The following is a 17654-nucleotide window of genomic DNA, read 5'->3' on the forward strand; positions in this document are numbered from 1 at the left end:
CATGTGAACGAGACGGGGTAGTACCGTCTCGCGACCAACCACGCAGGAAGATGCCGTCATGAAAGAGAAAATTCACCCCCGCTACGAGGAAGCGGTCGTGAAGTGCGGTTGTGGCAACTCGTTCACCACCCGCAGCACCCGTAAAGAAATCGTCGTTGACGTTTGCAGCGCTTGCCATCCGTTCTATACCGGCAAGCTGAAGTTCGTCGACTCGGGCGGACGTATCGAGAAGTTCAAGAACAAGATCGCCAAGAGCGGTTACGCGAGCCTCGAGAAGCCGAAGAAGAAAAAGAAGTAGCGACGGCATCAACGATTATCGCACGGCGCGAGCTTTCCGACCACGGAAGGCTCGCGTTCTTCGTTGACTGACTACTTTTTTCACTTGTTCGCCCTATCGTCGTGAGGTTCTCCGATGCGTGAGATGCTGGAGGAAAAGCTGGCCCGATTCGAGTTGCTCGAAAAGCAAATGAGCGACCCGGAGGTCATGAATAATTCTCACCAGATGGCGACCATTGCGCGCGAACATGGCTCTCTGGCCAAGTTGGCGACCAAGTACCGCACCTTCAAGAAGACGATCGACGAGCTGGCCGAAGCCAAAGAGCTGCTCGAAGGGGACGACGAAGAAATGCGCGAGTTGGCGGAAGCCGACATCGTGACTCTGAAGGCTCGTCGCGAGAAGCTGTGGCAAGAGCTGCTCGACATGACGATCGGCGGTGAAGACGCCAACCGCACCAAGATCGTGCTCGAAATCCGCGGCGGCGCCGGCGGCGACGAAGCGGCCCTCTTCGCTCGCGACTTGTACGAAATGTACAAGCGATTCTGCGAAGGGAAGAAGTGGAAGTACGAAGTGATGGAAGCCAACCCGACCGAACTGGGCGGCTTCAAGGAAATCATGGTCAGCGTCGAAGGCGAAGGGGTCTACCGCGAGCTGCAGTACGAAAGCGGCGGTCATCGCGTACAGCGCGTTCCCGAGACGGAAGCGAAAGGACGCGTTCACACTTCGGCCGCCACCGTCGCGGTGATGCCGGAACCGGAAGACGTCGAGTTTGAGCTGAACCCGGAAGACTTTGAAGTCGAGCGTTACGCCGCGTCGAGTGGTCCCGGCGGTCAGCACGTGAACAAGACGGCGTCGGCCGTTCGCCTGATCCATAAGGACGGCGTCATCGTGCAGTGCTGCGAAGAACGAAGCCAGCACAAGAACCTGGCCAAGGCGCTCCGCTTGCTCAAGACCAAGCTGTACGAAGTGAAGCGAGCCAAGGAAGAGAAAGAGCGGAGCGATCACCGCAAGTCGCTGGTCGGTTCAGGCGATCGCAGCCAACGTATCCGCACCTACAACTTCCCCGAAAACCGCGTCACCGATCACCGCATCAACCTGACGCTGTACAAGCTCGATCAGATCATCGCCGGCAACTTGCAGCCGGTTATCGATGGCCTGGTCGACTACGATCGCCAGCAGTTGCGCGGCGACATGGGCGACCTGGAAGAGTAATCTGACCCAATGACGCCGCAGAGGCGCAGCCGCGGGAGATGCTATGTCGGCGGAAGAGCCATGGACGGTGGGACGCCTCTTAAAGTGGACCGCTGACTACCTGCAGCAGCAAAAGGCGGACTCTCCCCGTTTGGACGCCGAACTGCTCCTCGCGCAGTCGCTCGGCTGCAAGCGGATCGAGCTTTACACGCGGTTTGACGAAGTCGTCGCCGACGAGCCCCGCGGGAAGTTCCGCAACCTGGTCAAGCAGCGAGCCTCGGGGATGCCGGTCGCCTATCTGCTTGGCCGTAAAGAGTTCTACTCGCGTGACTTTCGCGTCACGCCGGACGTGCTGATCCCTCGGCCCGAGACTGAGCACTTGGTGATCGCCGCGCTTGATCGCTTGCGTGAAATCGCCAAGACGGGCGCTCCGCAAATCTGCGACGTCGGTACCGGCAGCGGCTGCGTCGCCATCACGCTGGCGAAGGAACTGCCGACGCTGCACGTGACGGCGATCGAAATTAGCCCTGCGGCGCTTGTGGTCGCTGCGGAGAACGCCGAAAAGCTGGGTGTCGCCGAGCGAATCGAGTTTGTCGAAGGTGACCTGCTCACGACGCTTCCCGAAACGCCGGCGTTCGACGCGATCGTCAGCAATCCGCCGTACATTGGCTTGGTTGAAAAGCCGACGCTGCCGCGGGACGTGCTGCAGTTTGAACCGCACGGGGCTCTCTTCAGCGGCGAAGATGGCTTGGATGCGATTCGCGCCTTGGTGGATCAGGCGCCGTCGCGATTGAAGCCTGGCGGTTGGCTCTTAATTGAGTTTGGTCCGGTCGTCGCGGATGCGGCGACGGCGATCCTGGCGGGCAGTCCGCACTTCGAGACGCCGACCGTCGAGAAGGATCTCGCGAAGCTGCCGCGCATCTTGATCGCGCGGCGAAAGGCCAATTAGCGTTCTTCGACGTTGATCGTTCGCCCGACCACTTTGTATTCGGGCGGCGTGATCGGGGCCGGGCCGTTCCCTTCGTCGATCACGGTGCAATTGCGGCCGTTTCGTTTGGCGACGCGCATCGCCTTTTCCAGACGCTTCGTCACCTTGGTCGTGGTGTCATCGGCGACCACCTCGGTAATTCCGATGCTGACCATCATTTCAACATCTTCGCCGTCCAAGTTGAAACGAGTCGCTTCCAACGTCTGACGGATCCGTTCGACGCTACTGGTCGCATTGCGCGGACCAGTGTCGCCGAAGAAGATGACGAACTGTTGCCCGGTCGAGCGAGCGACGATGTCAAAGCCGCGGTCCTTGCGAATCAGCTCGCCCAACAGTCGGCCGAATTCGGCAAGCAGTCGATCGCCCGCCAGCGCGCCGAAACGTTCGTTGATCTTGCGGAGGTTGTCGATGTCGAGGAGGCCGACGCTGACGATTCGCTCGCGGCGAATGTCGGCTCGCCACCACTCGTAGAAGACGACTTCCAAACCGTTACGGTTGTGCAGTTTCGTCAGGCCGTCGAATTGCATCTTGCGATCGATGTCGGCCAAGCGGCGTTCGGCTCGCAAGATCGTCAGCAGGGTGTCTTGCATCTTGTCGCGCAGGTCGTGCGCCAGATCGATCAGGCGGCTGATTTCCTGCAACAAGCGGCGACGGCCGTCCGCCGGATCGGACGACAGGTCGAATTGTTCGATGTTGCTGATCGTGGTCTCGATCTGAGCGGCCTGCTCCATTAGCACCATGTTGAGCGAGCCGCCAATATCGGAGTATTCGCCCAGCGCGTCTTGATTGCTATCGAGGGTGCTGGCCGCTTCGGCTTGCTTATTGAGCCAGTCGCGGTTGAGATCTTCCAGTTCGACCGTGATAACTTCCAGCAGACCAGAGTCAGGGCTATCGTCCATGGCCCGCAGTTGGTTGTCGATTTCAATGAGAGCGTCGCGATACTTGCCGACTTCCAGTCGCAACACTTCGGCCGAAGCTTCGACCAGGCTGTTGGCGACGATCGATTCTCCCTGGAGCATGCCGATGTATTCCGGCGGAATCGCGTCAATCGAAGCGATCGCACGTGCGCGTACCGTCGTTTGAGTCGGCGCATTCGCCGATTCGCACGAGAGTTCACGACTGGCGTCAACCTCGGTCGTATCTTGATGCGAGTCGAACGCCACAACCGCTCGACCTTCATCTACGACTTGACGCAGGTATAACGCGAGGCCAAATCCGATTCCCAGATTGGCCAGCATCATCCCACTTAGGAATACCCACAACACGTTAAAGCCCCAAATTTCTCGCGATTGCGATCGACGACTTGTCGGACCGCTGCTGCCGAAGCCTACGTTAGTAAAATGTGGGAAGAATAGTTCCTGTCTCAAATCGGGGAATTCGTGTTCCGGTTATGCCGGTTCTTGCAGTCACGTCTGGCGGTTTGCCTCTGCGTCGGGGGAGGCCTCGCCTCGTAAGATGGCCCGTCGAAACGGGTTATCCTTCGGTATAACTGGCCCTTCGCCGGGCGACGCGAGCGCTGCGGAAAACCGTTGCAGCTCCGAATTGATCCGATCGGCCTGCTGAACCAGCAGCGCTTCGCACGAAATCGGTCGCCGATAATCGCCGTCGGCGTAGTAATCCTGATGCGTTAGCACGATCAGTTCCAAACGCCTCAGCAAGTCGGGCGAAACTCTGAGTCGCTGACCGGTTTCGCGTACCAGGTCACGTCCCATCAAAACGTGTCCCAGGATCTGGCCATCGAGCGAAGTCGCCACCCCGCCCTGCACCAGATCGATTTCCAGCAGTTTCCCCACGTCGTGCAGCAAGGCGCCGGCGATCGCCAGATCACACGTCGGCCGATCTTGCAGCGGCGGAAGTTGATGCCGATGCCGCTCGATTAGATCGATGACCGTCTGGGCGACGCTGAGCGAGTGCTCCAGCAAACCTCCCTGGTAACAGTGATGATGATAGAGCGCCGCCGGCGCGAGCAGCAACGGTTCCCGCTGCTCGGTATAGATCGTCGTTACCAATTGCCGCAGCGACTCGTCCTGGATATCGCATTGGCAAATCATCAGCGCCGCGTCCCACAGCTCGGCCGGGTCCTCTACCGATCGAGGTTGGCAGCGGGTCGGATCGAAGCCTTGCCGCAAATCATCTTCGTTGACTGGGCGAATCTTGCGCGGTACCAGTTCCTTTCCGCGGTGCGACTCGTGGTAGATCGCTCGGACCTTAAAGTGCTGGCCCAGTTTCCATTCGTCCTGGCACGCTTCGAACCATTGCGAGTCATTCCAGATCATGGCAAAAACGCGGCGACGATCGTCTCGAAATTCGAGCCGTCGATATGGTAGGCCGTTTTTGCCGATCCGCTCTTGGCGGTCGACCAGTTGAACGTAAACGTCGCCGAATTCTCCCGGGCGGAGATCTCCCAGCGTCGTCGCGATGGAAAGGGGATCGTCATTCATGTCCGCCATTCTAGCGGGAATCGATCCCCTCTCAAGAGTTTTCGTCAGTCCTGGTACAGCGGCGATTCTCGGGAGAGTTTCGCCAGCTTTGCCGCGAGTCGATCTCGCAGCAGCTCGCTCAGCGGGTCGATGCTCGCCGAGCGATCCCGCTCAGGCGAGACTTCGATCGCCGGGTCGACGTCGATCACCACGTGCAGCTTGCCATGGACCCGAACCTTGTCGGTCAGATCTTCTTCGTACCGCTCGACCGTTTCGAGCAAGCGATCGACCGACGGGTACTCGGCCAGATAATCGGGCAAATAGCAGGAAAGCTGTTGGGCCAGATAAATGTCAGCCAGCTGGTCCCAGCGGCGGTTCCGTTCTTCCTGCGGCAATGCTTCCTTCACCATCGCCGGCATGATCTTCATCCGCAGCGCTTTGACCCGCGGAACGACGGCAGGCGCTTCGGGCGGGCATTGCCACTCTTCTTCGAGCGGTCCAAGCAGTCGATTGATTAAGTTGTCGAGCCGCTGCTGCGTGCTGCCGGTGCGGATTTGCTGGAAGTACTCCGATTCTTTGAGCGCGAGCAGCGCCATGCCGACTTTTGCGATGCGATCGAACAGCGGCAGATGGCTTTGCGGCTTCCAGGTGAGCCGATGTTCGATTTCGGTGAGCACCGGATCAACCGCGCGGCGCAGATCGCCGCGAAACAGATACTTGATGCCGATCGGATGGATCACGACTTTGCCGCCGGTCGATTTGGCCCGCTTTTTGGCCGCGGCGCGAGCGATAAAGGTGACGCCGTCCAGCAGCGCATGAATTCGATCATTGGTTCGTGTGGTGGAGCCTTCGGGAAAGACCAGCAGCGGGCGTTCGGCGGTCGCCAGCGCGTCGATCGCGGTATTGATCGCCTGACGGTCGATCCCTTCGCGATAAATGCTGAAGCCGCCCATCAGGCGAATCGCCAGCGAGTTGAACCAACCTTGGTTGAACAAGTGCCAGCTCGCCATTGCGTAGAGATGAAAGCCGACGTCTTTCGCCAGATAACCGAGCGTTAGCGGATCGGAGGTGCGGCAATGATTCGGCGCCATCATCACGCCGTGCCCCGCGTCGAGCGACTCGCGGAGCAAGTGCTGATTGCGAAGTTCGTAGCTCTCGACCCCTTCCTTCTTTCGCAGGTAATAGCCGTACAAGTCCAATCTCTGGATCAACGCGGGCCAAAAGTGGCCGCGATGAGGAGGAATAAACGTGTACGGCTTTTCGAATACGATCTGCTGCATCGGAGGAGAGTCGAACTTGCTCGTTAGTCGGCGTAGCCGTGCGGATGGGCGACGTGCCACTTCCACGCGGTTTCTACGGTCTTTCGAATGTCCAGGTATTTCGCACGCCAACCCAATTGCTTCAGCGCCAGCGAGGCGTCGGCGACCAGTTCCGGCGGGTCGCCGGGGCGACGCGGAGCGATTTTTTCGGGGATCGCGTGGCCGGTGACGTCGCGACAAGCTTGGATCACTTCCCGAACGCTCACCCCTTCCCCGGTTCCCAGGTTCAGCTTCAACGCCACGCCGGGCTCCAGCTTTTCCATCGCCGTCAGATGGGCGGTCGCCAGATCGTCGACATGAATATAGTCGCGAATGCAGGTTCCGTCAGGCGTTGGGTAATCGTCGCCGAAAATCGAAATCGCTTCGCGCTGGCCGAGCGCCACTTGCAACACGATCGGGATCAGGTGCGATTCGGGATCATGGTCTTCCCCAATGTCGCCGTCAGGCGATGCGCCGGAAGCGTTGAAGTAGCGGAGCGCCGCGTAGCCGAATCCATACGCGTGAGCGTAGTCGGCCAATGCGTGTTCGATGCACAACTTGGTAAAGCCGTACGGATTGACCGGCGACTGCGTGGTCGACTCGGTAATCGGCATTTGATCGGGTTCGCCGTAGGTGGCGCAGGTGCTCGAAAAGACGATCCGGCGAACGTCGGCGGCCCGCATCGAGTCTAGCAGCGACAGCGTCGCGACGATGTTGTTGCGATAGTATTTGGCTGGATCGGTCACCGACTCGCCGACCAGGGCGCTCGCGGCGAAGTGCATCACGGCTTCGATTTTCAACTCCCGCATCAGGCTCGTCAGTTGCGGGCCATCGTGCAGGTCGCCGACGATCAAACGGTCGGCCGGAACCGCCCCGCGGTGACCTTGCGAGAGGTTGTCGTAGATCCAGACGTCATGTCCTTGCCGCATCAAATGACGGGCAGTATGCGAGCCGACGTAGCCGGCGCCGCCGGAAACCAGGACTTTCATGATATGCGCCTTACCAGTGTATTGGGGTGCGGGTGCGGTCATGCGATCCGTTGCGCCCAGATTCTGGACGAAAACGCCATTAGGATCAATATGACCGGTAAGGTTAACCGTGACTTGGGGTTAGGTTCGGTTTGGCGGCGAATTCGGGCCGTTTCAATCTAGCCTCGTCCGCCGCCGATACTGGATAATGACGCACTCAAACATACCGCGTGAAAAACGGCAGGCATGGCCAGAATAAGACGGAAATTAGTTCGCCCCCAACCGCAAGCTCGCGGCAACGTCGCCGCGCGGATGTCGGCGGCGTTCGCCGATTATTTGCAGAGCGAGTGCCACTTGGCCGCCAATACGGTCGCCGCCTATCGTCGCGATCTGGTTCGGTTTGAAAAATGGCTTGGGGCGCGAGAGATTAAGAGTCTGCGGGTTTCGGACCTGGCCGATTACGTTGCGTGGCTCCATCGCCAAGACCTGGCCCCGGCAACAATCGCCCGCGGCGTCGTGTCGCTGAAGATTTTCTTCCGTTATCTCCAGTTGGAAGGAATCTTGCAGGACAACGTGGTGGAACTGCTCGGCAGTCAAAAGATCTGGCGGCGGATCCCCTCCGTCATTGCGCCTCATAAGATCGACGATCTGATGACGGCGCCTTGGAGCGAAGATCCTTACTGGCGCCGCGATCGGGCCCTGTTGGAGCTTCTATACGCTACCGGTTGCCGTGCGTCGGAAGTGAGTAATCTTCGTTTAGACGACGTTCATCTGGACGAAGGGTACTGCAAGTGCGAAGGGAAAGGCTCGAAGCAGCGGATCGCGCCGCTAGCGAAAAAAGCGGCCGACACGGTCCGGGCGTATCTCGAAACCGATCGTCCGAAGCTGACCAAGCGAAATCCACCGGACGCGGTGTACCTGTTTCTCTCGCGCAGCGGCAAGCGACTGTCGCGCATCGCGATTTGGGAACTGGTGAAAAAGTACGCCGCCCGGGCCGGGATCGATCCGGAAGTGAGTCCTCACTCGCTCCGACATAGCTTTGCGACCCATTTGCTGGCCGGCGGCGCCGATTTGCGGCATGTGCAGGAAATGATGGGGCACGCCAGCATCGCAACGACGCAGATCTACACGCACGTCGACCAGTCGCGTTTGAAGAAGGTGCACGCACAGTTTCATCCGCGTGCGTAATTACTGGGCCGCTTGTTTCGCTAGTTGCTCGTCTTGCTCCATCGCCGCTTGGACGGCGCTGAAATCATTATTCTTCTCGTACCACGTTTCCCACGAAGCGACCTCTTCCGGACTACACCAGAGATTCACCTCGTAGATAGGCCCTGCAGAGCTTCGACCCCTCGCGGTAAACGCAGCTTCCGCTTGTCCCGATTGACGCTGAGCGACCTGGGTGCTGAGGTAATGGGCTTCGGGCGAAGGACAGGGAATCTGCTCGAAGCGAAACTGGCAGTGAACAAGTCGGCCTTGTTTCACCAGCGCATCACGATGGTAACGCCCCCAGTCGGCGGTCTGATCCCAATCGAGAAAACGAGCGACGATTCCATGTTTGCCGCCGTTCATGTAAGCGTTGATTTCGGAACTCGCCCAGGCCATCCCCAAACGATGAAATCGACCGCCCGTGAAGAGATAGACGGCGCCGGCAATCATCGCCAGAAGGACGACGACGCAGATTCCGCGTACGACGCGGTAGGGGACTTTGCTGTTGGGCTGCGACGTTGGAGCGTCGGCAGATGCGTTCGACATCGTCGTTCGGCTCTCGATAGTGAGCGGCGATTCGTGAAATAGACGCTGTCGGAATTTTAACCCGATGGGAACGGACCGGGAAAGAGACTTGCGGCGGCATGCCCTCGGCTCACGCCTTGGGCTACTCTTCGGGCCGCGCGCAAGAAAAGAGGCCGGGTCTGCTTTCGCGGTCCGGCCTCTTTCGGAGACGTTATTGATTCGCCAGTTAGCGTCCGGCGGAGGGAGAGAACTTGACCTTTTCGATCAAGCGCTGGATGTTCCCTTCTTTGTCGACGCGACCGGTGACTGCGGTCATCGCTTCGATGACATATTCGTACTGCAGGTTGTAATCGGCGTCGATTTCAATCTCCGCCTCTTCCGCCGCCGAGCCGGGACCGGTGTCGGTGCCGATTTGCTCGATGATCTGGTCCTGCAGCTTCTTGAACTTCTCTTGGTACGACAAGCCGGAGAACGATCGATCGCCCAAACGGACTTCGTCAAGTTTGCCGGTCGGCGTGGCTCGAAGCGTCAACTTCAGCGGAAGTTGGTCGCTGGGAGCGCCCTGAGCCGCTTTCGGCATCTTGATGTCGAAGTCCCCTTCCATCGCCGCGACTTTAAACGTCATGACGAAGAAGACGAGCAGCTGAAACACGATGTCGATCATCGGCGTCATCTGCAAATCGATCTTATCGCTGCCGGCATGGCGAGCGGAATTTCGTAACTTCATTGCCGCGGGACTTTCTACTTATACGTAAGCCGTTCTTTGGCTCTCAAAGCGAATAGTTCAAAGCCGACGTCCTGGCAAAGCCGGATTACTTCCTGCACTTTGCCGGTCGCCACTTCTCGGTCGCCGCGAATGATGATCGTGACTTTCGTCGGATCTTCGGCGTATTGCTTTTCCAGGATCATCCGCTTGCGCAGTTGTTCCATATCGTGCTCGTCATTGGCGATCACGATGATGCCGTTCTTGCGGACGTGCAACGTTAACGCGTCGATCAGCGGCGCGTCCGGGGGACGGGCCAGTTCGCTGTCGGGCAGTTTGACGTCTTTGTCCTGTTCCGCCTGGCTGAAATTAATCAGCACCATGAAGAAGGCGATCAATTGAAACGTCATGTCGATCATGGGGGTCATATCCCCCTCTGCGAGCACACGACGTGATTTTTTGATGCGCATGTATGTTCTCCGCTTGGCTCAAGGTCCGTAACGGCCTGATTACTTGCGACCGACGGTTTGGAAGCGGCTCATCAAACCTTCGCTGGTGATGCCGACTTCCAGGGCGAGACGATCGACCCGGTTGCGGAGAATGCTGAACGAAGCGATCGCCGGAATCGCGATCGCGAGACCGACCAGCGTCGTCATGAGAGCGGTTGAAATGCCGTTGGCCAATTCGGCCGGATTCGGCGTGGCGCCGCCCAGCGCGATCACGCTAAACGCGCGAATCATCCCGTCGACCGTCCCGAACAGACCGATCATCGGGCTGAGCGAGCCGATCAGAGCCAGGTAGCTGAGGCGGTGATCGAGCTTCATGTTCTCTTCTTCGCCCACTTCCTGCATCGCTTCGATCGCCTTGTCGTAGCCGAGCGAAACCTTTTCGAGGCCGGCCGACAGAACCTTGCCGAGGAAGGTGTCGTCTTCCTTCGCCAGATCGTACGCTTCCTGCACCTTGTTTTCGTCCAGGCAAGCTTCAAAGCTTTCGACCAGGTGGAGCGGCACCACGTTGTCGCGGCGAGCGTTGAGCAAGCACATGACGAACAGGGCGACGAAGATCACCGAAATGAGCAGGAAGATGAAGAAGTAGTAGCTGAGGGCCTGCATGGTCCAGGTCAAAGCGTCGAGCTTCTTCGGGGGCTCTTCGGTCGGAGCGGCGCCAGCGGCCGGAGCAGCCGCAGGCGCGGCGGCCGGTTCGGCGGCGGCTGGTTCAGCCGCATCGTCCTGGGCGTACATGACGGATGACATCGGGCCGGCGGTCGCACAAACGACGGCCAGCGCGGCAATCACAGGAAACAACCAGCGAGAAACTTGAGACGATCCTGCGATCATCGGACGCTCCGTTCGAGTTAAATCGATTGTGTGGGATGTGACGGCGAAAATGAGATGGGCCCAACGCGACTTGGGACGGAGTGTCGGCGTCGCGATTGGGGTTGGGAAGTCCCCGAAGAGCGATCGGCCCAGCGGGGAAGTTTCCAGTCTAATCACTCAAGTCTGACGGACAATCAGGCTTAGGCGAGTGGGATTACGTTGTTTTCGTACGAGAGCGGGCGTTTTATTCCCGGTCTTAGTTCATGCCGGCCCAGCGACTGCCGGAATAGCGGGAACGAAGCAGTTCGTACGCGGCGACCCCCTTGTCGGGGTCATTCACTTCTTTCCAAAGCTTGCTCATGAAGTAGAGGGCTTCGGCGTGCATTTCGGGGTTGCCGTAGAACAGGATGTCGGTGTGCAGATAGGCCAGCAGCGCATCTTTCGGCTGATTCGCCTTAAGGTAGCAGCGTCCCATTGCGTTGTACGCGGCCGAAAAAAGATCGATGTCTTTCGGGTTGGCGCGCTCGATGACCGGTTCGATCATCTTGACCCCGTCCATCGGTTTCCCCATTTCGGCGACGCAGATCGCTTTGCCGACCGTGGCGAAGTCCTTTTGGCGAGCGACGCCCGGCGACGGCGACTGTAGGGCGAGGACGTCGTCATACATCTTGACCGCTTCGGCGTATTTGTCTTGGGCGATCAAGGCGCGGGCGGCCAAGACGCGCGAGCGAGCCTGGTAGTCGGCCGCTTTGGCGTTCGCGATGCTGCCGTAGAACTGCGTGGCCCGATCGTACTGCTGCTGCGCGACCGCCAGGTCGCCGAGCAGTTCGGCCGCTTCGTAGAAGTGCCAGCTGTTGGGAGCGCTCTGGGCGAACTTGAACAGCAGGTTGGTCGCTTCCTTCTGGTCGGCCGAACCGGCCAGGGCCAAACGAGCGGTGCAGTAAGCCTTCAGGTATTCCCCTTCTTGCTTCACCAGGTCGGTGCCCGACGGTTCGAGCTTGACCAAGCGATCGAGCGCGTCCTGCAACTGGCCGTTGGCCGCTTCCTGTCGCGCCTGCTTCAGGGCGAACGGCTCGTCGTCGAACGAGACGGTGACGATCTCTTCGATCGGAACCTCAACCGGCGAGCCCGCCTTGTTGAGGATCAATGCGTCTTTGGTGCTGCTGACGATGTTGCCGGTCTGCCCGCCGGACTCGGTCCGAATTTGATCGGCGGAGGCGAGTCCGGTCAGCGCTGCGATCAGCGTGAGGGAAAGTAATTGACGGGTATTTCGCATCTTAACGCTCCAGATATTCTTGAGCTGGGAATGGCTCGATCGTGATTAGGTTGGGTTGGACGAGGATTACGACGCGGCGGCTTCCGGCTTGGAGAGGCCGACCGGCGATTTGTGCAAAGCGGTCTGAATTTTCTTCAAGAGCGCGTCGAAGCGAGCACGCCATTCGTCTCCCCCCATATCGGGATAGGCGAACTCGGTGCTGAGGATGTCTTTCTCGGCCATCGCCATGTACTTCTGCTTGGCGTCATCGGCCGACTGGCGCGAAGCGAACTGGAACCGAGCGAGGGCCATGTTGTAGCGAGCTTCAAAGAAGATCTCGCGATAGGCCGGCTGGTTGGCGTCCTTCGACGCGTAGCGAGCCAAGACCGATTGAATGCGGCCCCAGCCCCAGATCGAGTTCTGCTTCTTGTCGTTCGGGTAGGCGCCTTGGATCGCTTCGCCGAACTTGCGGGCTTCGTTTTTGGCGAGCCCCCAGTCGTACAGCATCTTGGCGGCGTCGACCTGAACGTTAACCATCATCGGGTTTTCTTTCAGGACGTCGACGTACGTTTCCATCGCGGGTTCAAACTCGCCCAAGCCGGCCCGAGCGGCGGCGATGCGCACTTTGACCTGCAGCAGGAGCTGAGGATTCGTCGTGCCTCCCTCGCTGATGATCCGTTCGTAAACCGTGATCGCCTTGTTGAAGAAGCCGGCTGCATCGGTAGCGGCGGTCGGATCGTCTTTCATGCTGACGCCGAGGCCGTAGAAGGTTTCGCCGACCCAGTTCAAAACGAGCGGATCTTTGGTCGATTCGCCGACCCGGTTGAGGAACGCTTCAAACCCGGCCGACAGAGCTTTCTTCTGAGCCGGTGGGGCGTTTTCCAATTGGGTTTGCAGGTCCTTGGCCAGCGAGATGTAGGTCGCCACCAACTGCTTCTTGCCTGCTTCGTCTTCGCCGACCAGGGCCTTGAGCTGCGTCATCGCCTCTTCGGCCTTGGTCATCATGGCGTCGGTGTCGGCCTGACTTTTAACGTTCGGCAAGGCCGAGATGTAGGCTCGGACCGCCGCCTTGTAGATCATCCCCGGCAACCCGGTTCGCGAGGTCGCTTCCGACTTCGACTCGACCAACTTCAGCAGGCCGAGGTTGTCTTTCTCGAACAGCGGGAACGCCTTTTCGGGTTCGCCGATGTCGGTGTAGATCTGGGCCAGCGACAGCGCAGCGATGACGTAGCTATAGTCGGCCGCTTTGCCGGTGTACTTGTCGACGCCGTCGGTCAGGACCTTGAGCGCTTTGTCTTTCATCGCAGTCAGTTCCGCGTCGGTCGGAGCGGCGTTCGGGGCGCCGTCGGCCGCGGCTTGACGCCGAGCGTTCATCCCACGGAGATAGTTGACCCAGATCGATTGACCGAGCTTCAATTCGGCTTCGGAACGAGCGATCGAGTCGGCGGGGATCTTGGCGAGCGTCTTTTCCGCTTCTTCGATTTGCCCTTGGGCGACTTCAAAGCCGACCAGGGTCGAAAGGGCTTCGTTCGATTCCGGTTCGCCGGCCCATTGGGTCGCGATGAAGTTGACGATCTTTTTGACCTGGGCGACTTCAAAGTCCTTCTTTTCGGCGGGCGAATCCTGGTAGATCAGCAGAGCCGAAGCGAGGGCCAACTTGGCACAAGCCTTGGCGCTGGCGCTGGTCGGATAGCGACGAGCGACGAACGAGGCCTGAACCATCGTCGGGAAGTAGTCTTTCTTCTGGAAAGCGAGGAACGCCAGGCTGTAGCGAATGACGTTCAGGTCGTCATTGGAAACGTCGACGTCCGCTTTGCCGAGCGCCATCTTGAGGTACTTGCCGGCGTTGTCAAACGCCTTGTCGAGTCCTTCTTGGGCCGTCTTGATCTGGCCGGCCAGGTCTTCTTTTTCGGCCGGAGTCTTGGCGGCGGCGAGCTGCTCTTTCAGCTTGTTGATGACGAAGGTTTGCGACTGGATCTCCTGCATCGCGGCACGCCCGGCTTCGTTCGCTTCCTGGAACGTCTCCGGCGGCTTGTCGGTGGCGGCGACGGCGGCGTCGGCGCCTTGCAATTCCGTGCGCAGCGCGAGGGCGTCTTTCTGGTAGGGGCCCGGATACTTCGAGGCGTCGACCACCAGCTTGACCGCTCGCTTCAGCGCTTCGGCCTTGTCTTCTTTCTTCTCCAGCTTCGGCGCGACCCCTTGGTAGGCCCGAGCGAGTTGGAGCTTCAGCTCAATCCATTCCGGATCGCGATCTTCGCTGACGCGTAGTTGTTGAGCGTCGTACCATTCGCCGCAAACTTTGACGATCTGTTCGTACTTCGGCGGCTTTTCCGCGTCCCAGCACTTGGCCAGCAACTTGACCGACTTCAACTTCAGCAAACGGAAGTCTTGCGGCTGATCGCCGAGGATCATCAGGTCGTTTTGAAGCGTGGTGGTCGCCTTCTTCGTGTCTCCCAGCGCCAGTTCGCATTCGGCCTGGTAGAGTCGGGCGTAGAGCCCCGAGAGGAACTTGCGATAGTTGCCGAAGATGGTGTCGAACTCCTTCGCGGAAGCGGTGAGGAGTTCTTTTTTCTTCTTGTCGTCGGCGGTGATCTTCGCTTTTTCGTAGAGCGAGGTCGCGGCCAACAGGTTAGCGCGAACGTAGGCGCCGCGGAGCTCATCGCGAAGTTCGATCTTCGACGCGTCCGCTTTCGGATCAAGCGTCGAGGGGATTTCTTTCAGCACGTCTCGGATTTGTCCGACCGCCGCTTGATAAACGCCGCGAGCCGCATCGTACTGTTTGGCCGCTTCGTCCATATGGGCCTTTTTAGCGGCGTCGTCCTTTTCGCGATCGGCCAGCAGTTCTTCCAGCTTGGCCCGTTCCAGCATGATGGCGCCGCGCTGCATCCGCGCATCGACCGTCTTGTCATGCTTCGGCTGGGCCTTCACGAACGCTTCCAGATTGCTGTCGGCTTGATCGAGGAGATCTTTGCGAGCGGCCGGGTTGCGTTGCGTACGCGAGACTTCGAGCTGGGCGATCGCTTTGCGATACGGCAGGGTCGCCTTCATCGCGGCGGGGGTCTTCGGCGACTTCTCGAGTTGCTCGATGTACCACATCGCCGGATCGTAATATCCTTGCTCGATCAACCCGTCCAAGAACGCTTCCCGCGGCTCCTCGGCGCAAAGGGGAGCCGAAAAGAGCATGGCTAGCGCGAACGTCAAGCTAAAACGTTGAACCCACAGAGGCATTGATAGAATCCTTGCTGGTCGCGAAATGCGAAGCGATTCGAGCAGAGAGGAGGAAACGACTCGATCGCGTGGCTAGTCTAGTTTACCAGGGTATGGTGAAAAGCGGTGGTTTCTGGTGAATACTGTGCCCCAAACAGGCCAGTTTGGTGGTTTGTTTTAACTTATCCGTCGAAACTCGATCATTCAACTGCATCCTGCATCTAAAATCCGTTTGTTCGTCGACGTTCGGTCGCTCGTATTAGTTGTTCCAGGTAGGCGAACTCGTCGTGACGTGCCAGTTGGCGGTTAGCGCGACCGAGCATCGAGGACAATTCGCTCGCGTCTCCCCCCCGTTGACGTACGAAGTACGATTCACGCATCAGCCCGCCTGCTTGGACCGCCAACTGCGCGGCTTGCAGCGAGAGAGGCGAAGCTTCCCACGACGGCGCAAATTGCAGGCGACTGACGACCTGCACTTCTTTTTTCGGTTTGCCGGTCGCCGGATCCTGCCAAGTCGCCTCGACGCGGGCGACTTCGTTCGGACCATCCGGCGTCAGGACGACTTCAAACAGCGCCGACGCCGCTTCTTCACCATGAAGTTCGAGCGGCTGTTGACCAGAACCAAGACCGGCCGCTTCGACCTGGCAACCGACCAGGCGGTACGAAGCGACGCTCTTTACATTCCAGTGAACGGTCAAGCGAAGGTCGGTCGCCAGGCAAGTCGACTTGCCGAAGTCGACCTGCTCGAGACCACGAAGGAGCGAACGTTCGTCGTTTGATGCGACGACCGAGCCGACCTCGCGCCAGAACTTGCTAAGCGGGCCGTACTGATCGCTATTGTCGATCGTGAACCAGTGGTAGTCGACTTGCTGCGAGTTGGCGTCGTCAATCAGCGGTTCCAGTTCGCCGCAGGTCGCGTCGCTCAAGTGGTCAAAGCGATCCGAGATGACGATCAGCGGACGGCGAATGTCGCCGAACGAAGCCGTGCGGAGGGCGACGGCCGACGAAAAACGAATCCCTTCGGCCAGGCAATCGCTGTCATTCGGGGTCATCTGTTGCAAGGTTTCACGCCAGGCGGCGGCGTCGGCCGAGGTCGCGTCTTCGACCAGCGTATGGCTGAATTCGTCAATGCAGACCAGCGAGACCGTGTCGTACGGCGACATCCGCTCGATCAGTTCTCCCAAGGCCTGGCGAACGCTGTCCCAGCGACCGCTCTCTTTCATCCCGGCGGTCAGGTCGACGGCGATCGTCAAATGGGTCGGGGGACGATCGACGATGTCGGCGCTGCCGGCGATCATGCCGACCTGCAGCAATTGGACTCCCGAGTTGGCGAAGGCAGCCGGACCAGCGGCGGTACGAAGAGCGACCTGCTGCCGTTCCGCTTTAATGAACATGGCGCCGCCGAGTGCGGCCAACTCTTCCAAGCGAATCGGTTGCGGCACGCCGGTATCGACAGTGATCTGGCGAACCGCTTCTCGCCAACTGCGAGTCGCCGCGAGCGGCGCGGTGATCGAGTTCAGTTTGTCGTTGGGGAGCGAAATGAACGGCTGCTCTTCTTCACGCAGCAGGAACTGGCGATCGTAACCTGGCGCGAGGGAAAAGAACTCGGCCATTTGGTCGGTCGAAGGAGCGCGCTGAATCTCACGCGGTTTGGCGTCGATCAGCGGTCGGGCGCCGAGCGGTTTCCACCGCATCAAGAAGGCGTCGGCCATCAGGTTCGACGGCAAGTCGGAAGCCAAGTGGACCAACTGCGGAGGAATCGCCTTCGCCGGAGGTTGGGTTGGATCGTCCCAGTCAAGTTGGCGATAGCCCGCCGTGTCGACGTTGGAGGTGGGCTGTTCCCGGAGATGTTGCGCCAAGTCGACAATCGCCAGATCGTCCGGAACCGGTCCGAGCCAAGCGAGTGATTCGACCGCCGTGTCAATCGGTTCGGGAGCGACTGCGATCGAGGGAATTGGCGCCTCAGGAGTCGGTTTTGTCGCCTGCCAGCCCCTGAACGAAGCCGATACTAGCAAGCAGGCAGCCGTCCCCCAAACGAGGATGTTTTGCCAGCGAAGAGGTTGCCGATCGCTGCGACGGGCTCGCTCATTGCGCGAACTGTGCAAAATTCGATCGGCAAGACCATATGGAACCGAGATGTCGCGCAGCGCTTCGTCAATCTCCCCGTCGGTTAGATCGACCTGCGATGCGGCCTGAAGACGCGCAGCCAGATCGGGCGGCGTCGGCGTGCGACGAAGGATTTCGTCTAAATCATCGAATTGTGGATCTGGCGTGTCCACTTGGGGGGAAACTCCGCAATC

15 protein-coding genes are annotated in these 17654 nt (G+C 59.4%); 4 read left to right on the forward strand and 11 right to left on the reverse strand.

Going from position 1 to position 17654, the window contains the following annotated elements:
• The first annotated feature begins 58 nt into the window (after nt 1–58).
• The 3 genes from rpmE (at nt 59) to prmC (ending at nt 2417) form a co-directional block, all read left to right on the forward strand.
• Complete coding sequence (gene rpmE, locus LOC68_RS25435; protein ID WP_146434160.1) at nt 59–298, forward strand: 50S ribosomal protein L31; 240 nt, start codon at nt 59–61, stop codon at nt 296–298.
• 114 nt (nt 299–412) lie between these two features.
• Entirely contained in the window at nt 413–1489 is a 1077-nt protein-coding gene (gene prfA, locus LOC68_RS25440) for a peptide chain release factor 1 (RefSeq protein WP_230224291.1), read from the forward strand.
• 67 nt (nt 1490–1556) lie between these two features.
• A complete protein-coding gene (gene prmC / locus LOC68_RS25445; RefSeq protein WP_230224293.1) occupies nt 1557–2417 on the forward strand; it encodes a peptide chain release factor N(5)-glutamine methyltransferase in 861 nt (286 codons plus the stop codon).
• Here prmC and LOC68_RS25450 read toward each other — a convergent pair.
• The 4 genes from LOC68_RS25450 to galE all read right to left on the reverse strand — a co-directional run bounded on the left by LOC68_RS25450 (nt 2414) and on the right by galE (nt 7163).
• Complete coding sequence (locus LOC68_RS25450) at nt 2414–3721, reverse strand: GGDEF domain-containing protein (RefSeq protein ID WP_230224294.1); 1308 nt, start codon at nt 3719–3721, stop codon at nt 2414–2416. The two genes, prmC and LOC68_RS25450, sit on opposite strands and share 4 nt — an antisense overlap.
• 141 nt (nt 3722–3862) lie before the next feature.
• The gene (locus LOC68_RS25455) at nt 3863–4897 is read right to left on the reverse strand and encodes an HD domain-containing protein (RefSeq protein WP_230224301.1); all 1035 of its coding nucleotides are present in this window, start codon (nt 4895–4897) and stop codon (nt 3863–3865) included.
• A gap of 44 nt (nt 4898–4941) precedes the next feature.
• Entirely contained in the window at nt 4942–6156 is a 1215-nt protein-coding gene (locus LOC68_RS25460; protein WP_230224303.1) for a 1-acyl-sn-glycerol-3-phosphate acyltransferase, read from the reverse strand.
• 23 nt (nt 6157–6179) lie between these two features.
• Nucleotides 6180–7163 carry a UDP-glucose 4-epimerase GalE gene (gene galE / locus LOC68_RS25465; RefSeq protein ID WP_230224305.1) on the reverse strand — a complete coding sequence of 328 codons (984 nt, stop codon included), beginning with the start codon at nt 7161–7163 and terminating at the stop codon, nt 6180–6182.
• 225 nt (nt 7164–7388) lie between these two features.
• Between galE and xerD the strand changes: the two genes are divergently transcribed.
• Nucleotides 7389–8330 (forward strand): site-specific tyrosine recombinase XerD, encoded by a 942-nt coding sequence (xerD, locus tag LOC68_RS25470; protein ID WP_230224307.1) that lies wholly within the window; start codon nt 7389–7391, stop codon nt 8328–8330.
• Here xerD and LOC68_RS25475 read toward each other — a convergent pair whose 3' ends face one another.
• From LOC68_RS25475 to LOC68_RS25505, 7 genes are all read right to left on the reverse strand, one after another.
• Nucleotides 8331–8894 carry a hypothetical protein gene (locus tag LOC68_RS25475; RefSeq protein ID WP_230224309.1) on the reverse strand — a complete coding sequence of 188 codons (564 nt, stop codon included), beginning with the start codon at nt 8892–8894 and terminating at the stop codon, nt 8331–8333.
• Nucleotides 8895–9099: 205 nt separating this feature from the next.
• A complete protein-coding gene (locus LOC68_RS25480; RefSeq protein WP_230224311.1) occupies nt 9100–9600 on the reverse strand; it encodes an ExbD/TolR family protein in 501 nt (166 codons plus the stop codon).
• Between the two features lie 14 nt (nt 9601–9614).
• Nucleotides 9615–10046 carry an ExbD/TolR family protein gene (locus tag LOC68_RS25485; RefSeq protein WP_230224313.1) on the reverse strand — a complete coding sequence of 144 codons (432 nt, stop codon included), beginning with the start codon at nt 10044–10046 and terminating at the stop codon, nt 9615–9617.
• A gap of 39 nt (nt 10047–10085) precedes the next feature.
• Nucleotides 10086–10913: a MotA/TolQ/ExbB proton channel family protein gene (locus tag LOC68_RS25490; protein WP_230224315.1), complete on the reverse strand. Its 828-nt coding sequence runs from the start codon at nt 10911–10913 to the stop codon at nt 10086–10088.
• Nucleotides 10914–11148: 235 nt separating this feature from the next.
• The gene (locus LOC68_RS25495) at nt 11149–12168 is read right to left on the reverse strand and encodes a tetratricopeptide repeat protein (protein ID WP_230224316.1); all 1020 of its coding nucleotides are present in this window, start codon (nt 12166–12168) and stop codon (nt 11149–11151) included.
• Nucleotides 12169–12234: 66 nt separating this feature from the next.
• Entirely contained in the window at nt 12235–15375 is a 3141-nt protein-coding gene (locus LOC68_RS25500; RefSeq protein WP_230224318.1) for a hypothetical protein, read from the reverse strand.
• A 200-nt stretch (nt 15376–15575) separates the two neighbouring features.
• Nucleotides 15576–17633: a vWA domain-containing protein gene (locus LOC68_RS25505; RefSeq protein ID WP_230224320.1), complete on the reverse strand. Its 2058-nt coding sequence runs from the start codon at nt 17631–17633 to the stop codon at nt 15576–15578.
• Nucleotides 17634–17654: the final 21 nt, after the last annotated feature.

The organism is Blastopirellula sediminis (genome assembly GCF_020966755.1).
GTDB lineage: Bacteria > Planctomycetota > Planctomycetia > Pirellulales > Pirellulaceae > Blastopirellula > Blastopirellula sediminis.

What these genes read in the sequence shown, in the direction of transcription:
- LOC68_RS25460 (WP_230224303.1), bottom strand. Translation starts at nt 6,156, where the DNA reads ATGCAGCAGATCGTATTCGAAAAGCCGTACACGTTTATTCCTCCTCAT.
- LOC68_RS25455 (WP_230224301.1), bottom strand. Translation starts at nt 4,897, where the DNA reads ATGAATGACGATCCCCTTTCCATCGCGACGACGCTGGGAGATCTCCGC.
- rpmE (WP_146434160.1), top strand. Translation starts at nt 59, where the DNA reads ATGAAAGAGAAAATTCACCCCCGCTACGAGGAAGCGGTCGTGAAGTGC.
- galE (WP_230224305.1), bottom strand. Translation starts at nt 7,163, where the DNA reads ATGAAAGTCCTGGTTTCCGGCGGCGCCGGCTACGTCGGCTCGCATACT.
- LOC68_RS25485 (WP_230224313.1), bottom strand. Translation starts at nt 10,046, where the DNA reads ATGCGCATCAAAAAATCACGTCGTGTGCTCGCAGAGGGGGATATGACC.
- LOC68_RS25495 (WP_230224316.1), bottom strand. Translation starts at nt 12,168, where the DNA reads ATGCGAAATACCCGTCAATTACTTTCCCTCACGCTGATCGCAGCGCTG.
- LOC68_RS25475 (WP_230224309.1), bottom strand. Translation starts at nt 8,894, where the DNA reads ATGTCGAACGCATCTGCCGACGCTCCAACGTCGCAGCCCAACAGCAAA.
- xerD (WP_230224307.1), top strand. Translation starts at nt 7,389, where the DNA reads ATGGCCAGAATAAGACGGAAATTAGTTCGCCCCCAACCGCAAGCTCGC.
- LOC68_RS25480 (WP_230224311.1), bottom strand. Translation starts at nt 9,600, where the DNA reads ATGAAGTTACGAAATTCCGCTCGCCATGCCGGCAGCGATAAGATCGAT.
- LOC68_RS25490 (WP_230224315.1), bottom strand. Translation starts at nt 10,913, where the DNA reads ATGATCGCAGGATCGTCTCAAGTTTCTCGCTGGTTGTTTCCTGTGATT.
- LOC68_RS25500 (WP_230224318.1), bottom strand. Translation starts at nt 15,375, where the DNA reads ATGCCTCTGTGGGTTCAACGTTTTAGCTTGACGTTCGCGCTAGCCATG.
- prfA (WP_230224291.1), top strand. Translation starts at nt 413, where the DNA reads ATGCGTGAGATGCTGGAGGAAAAGCTGGCCCGATTCGAGTTGCTCGAA.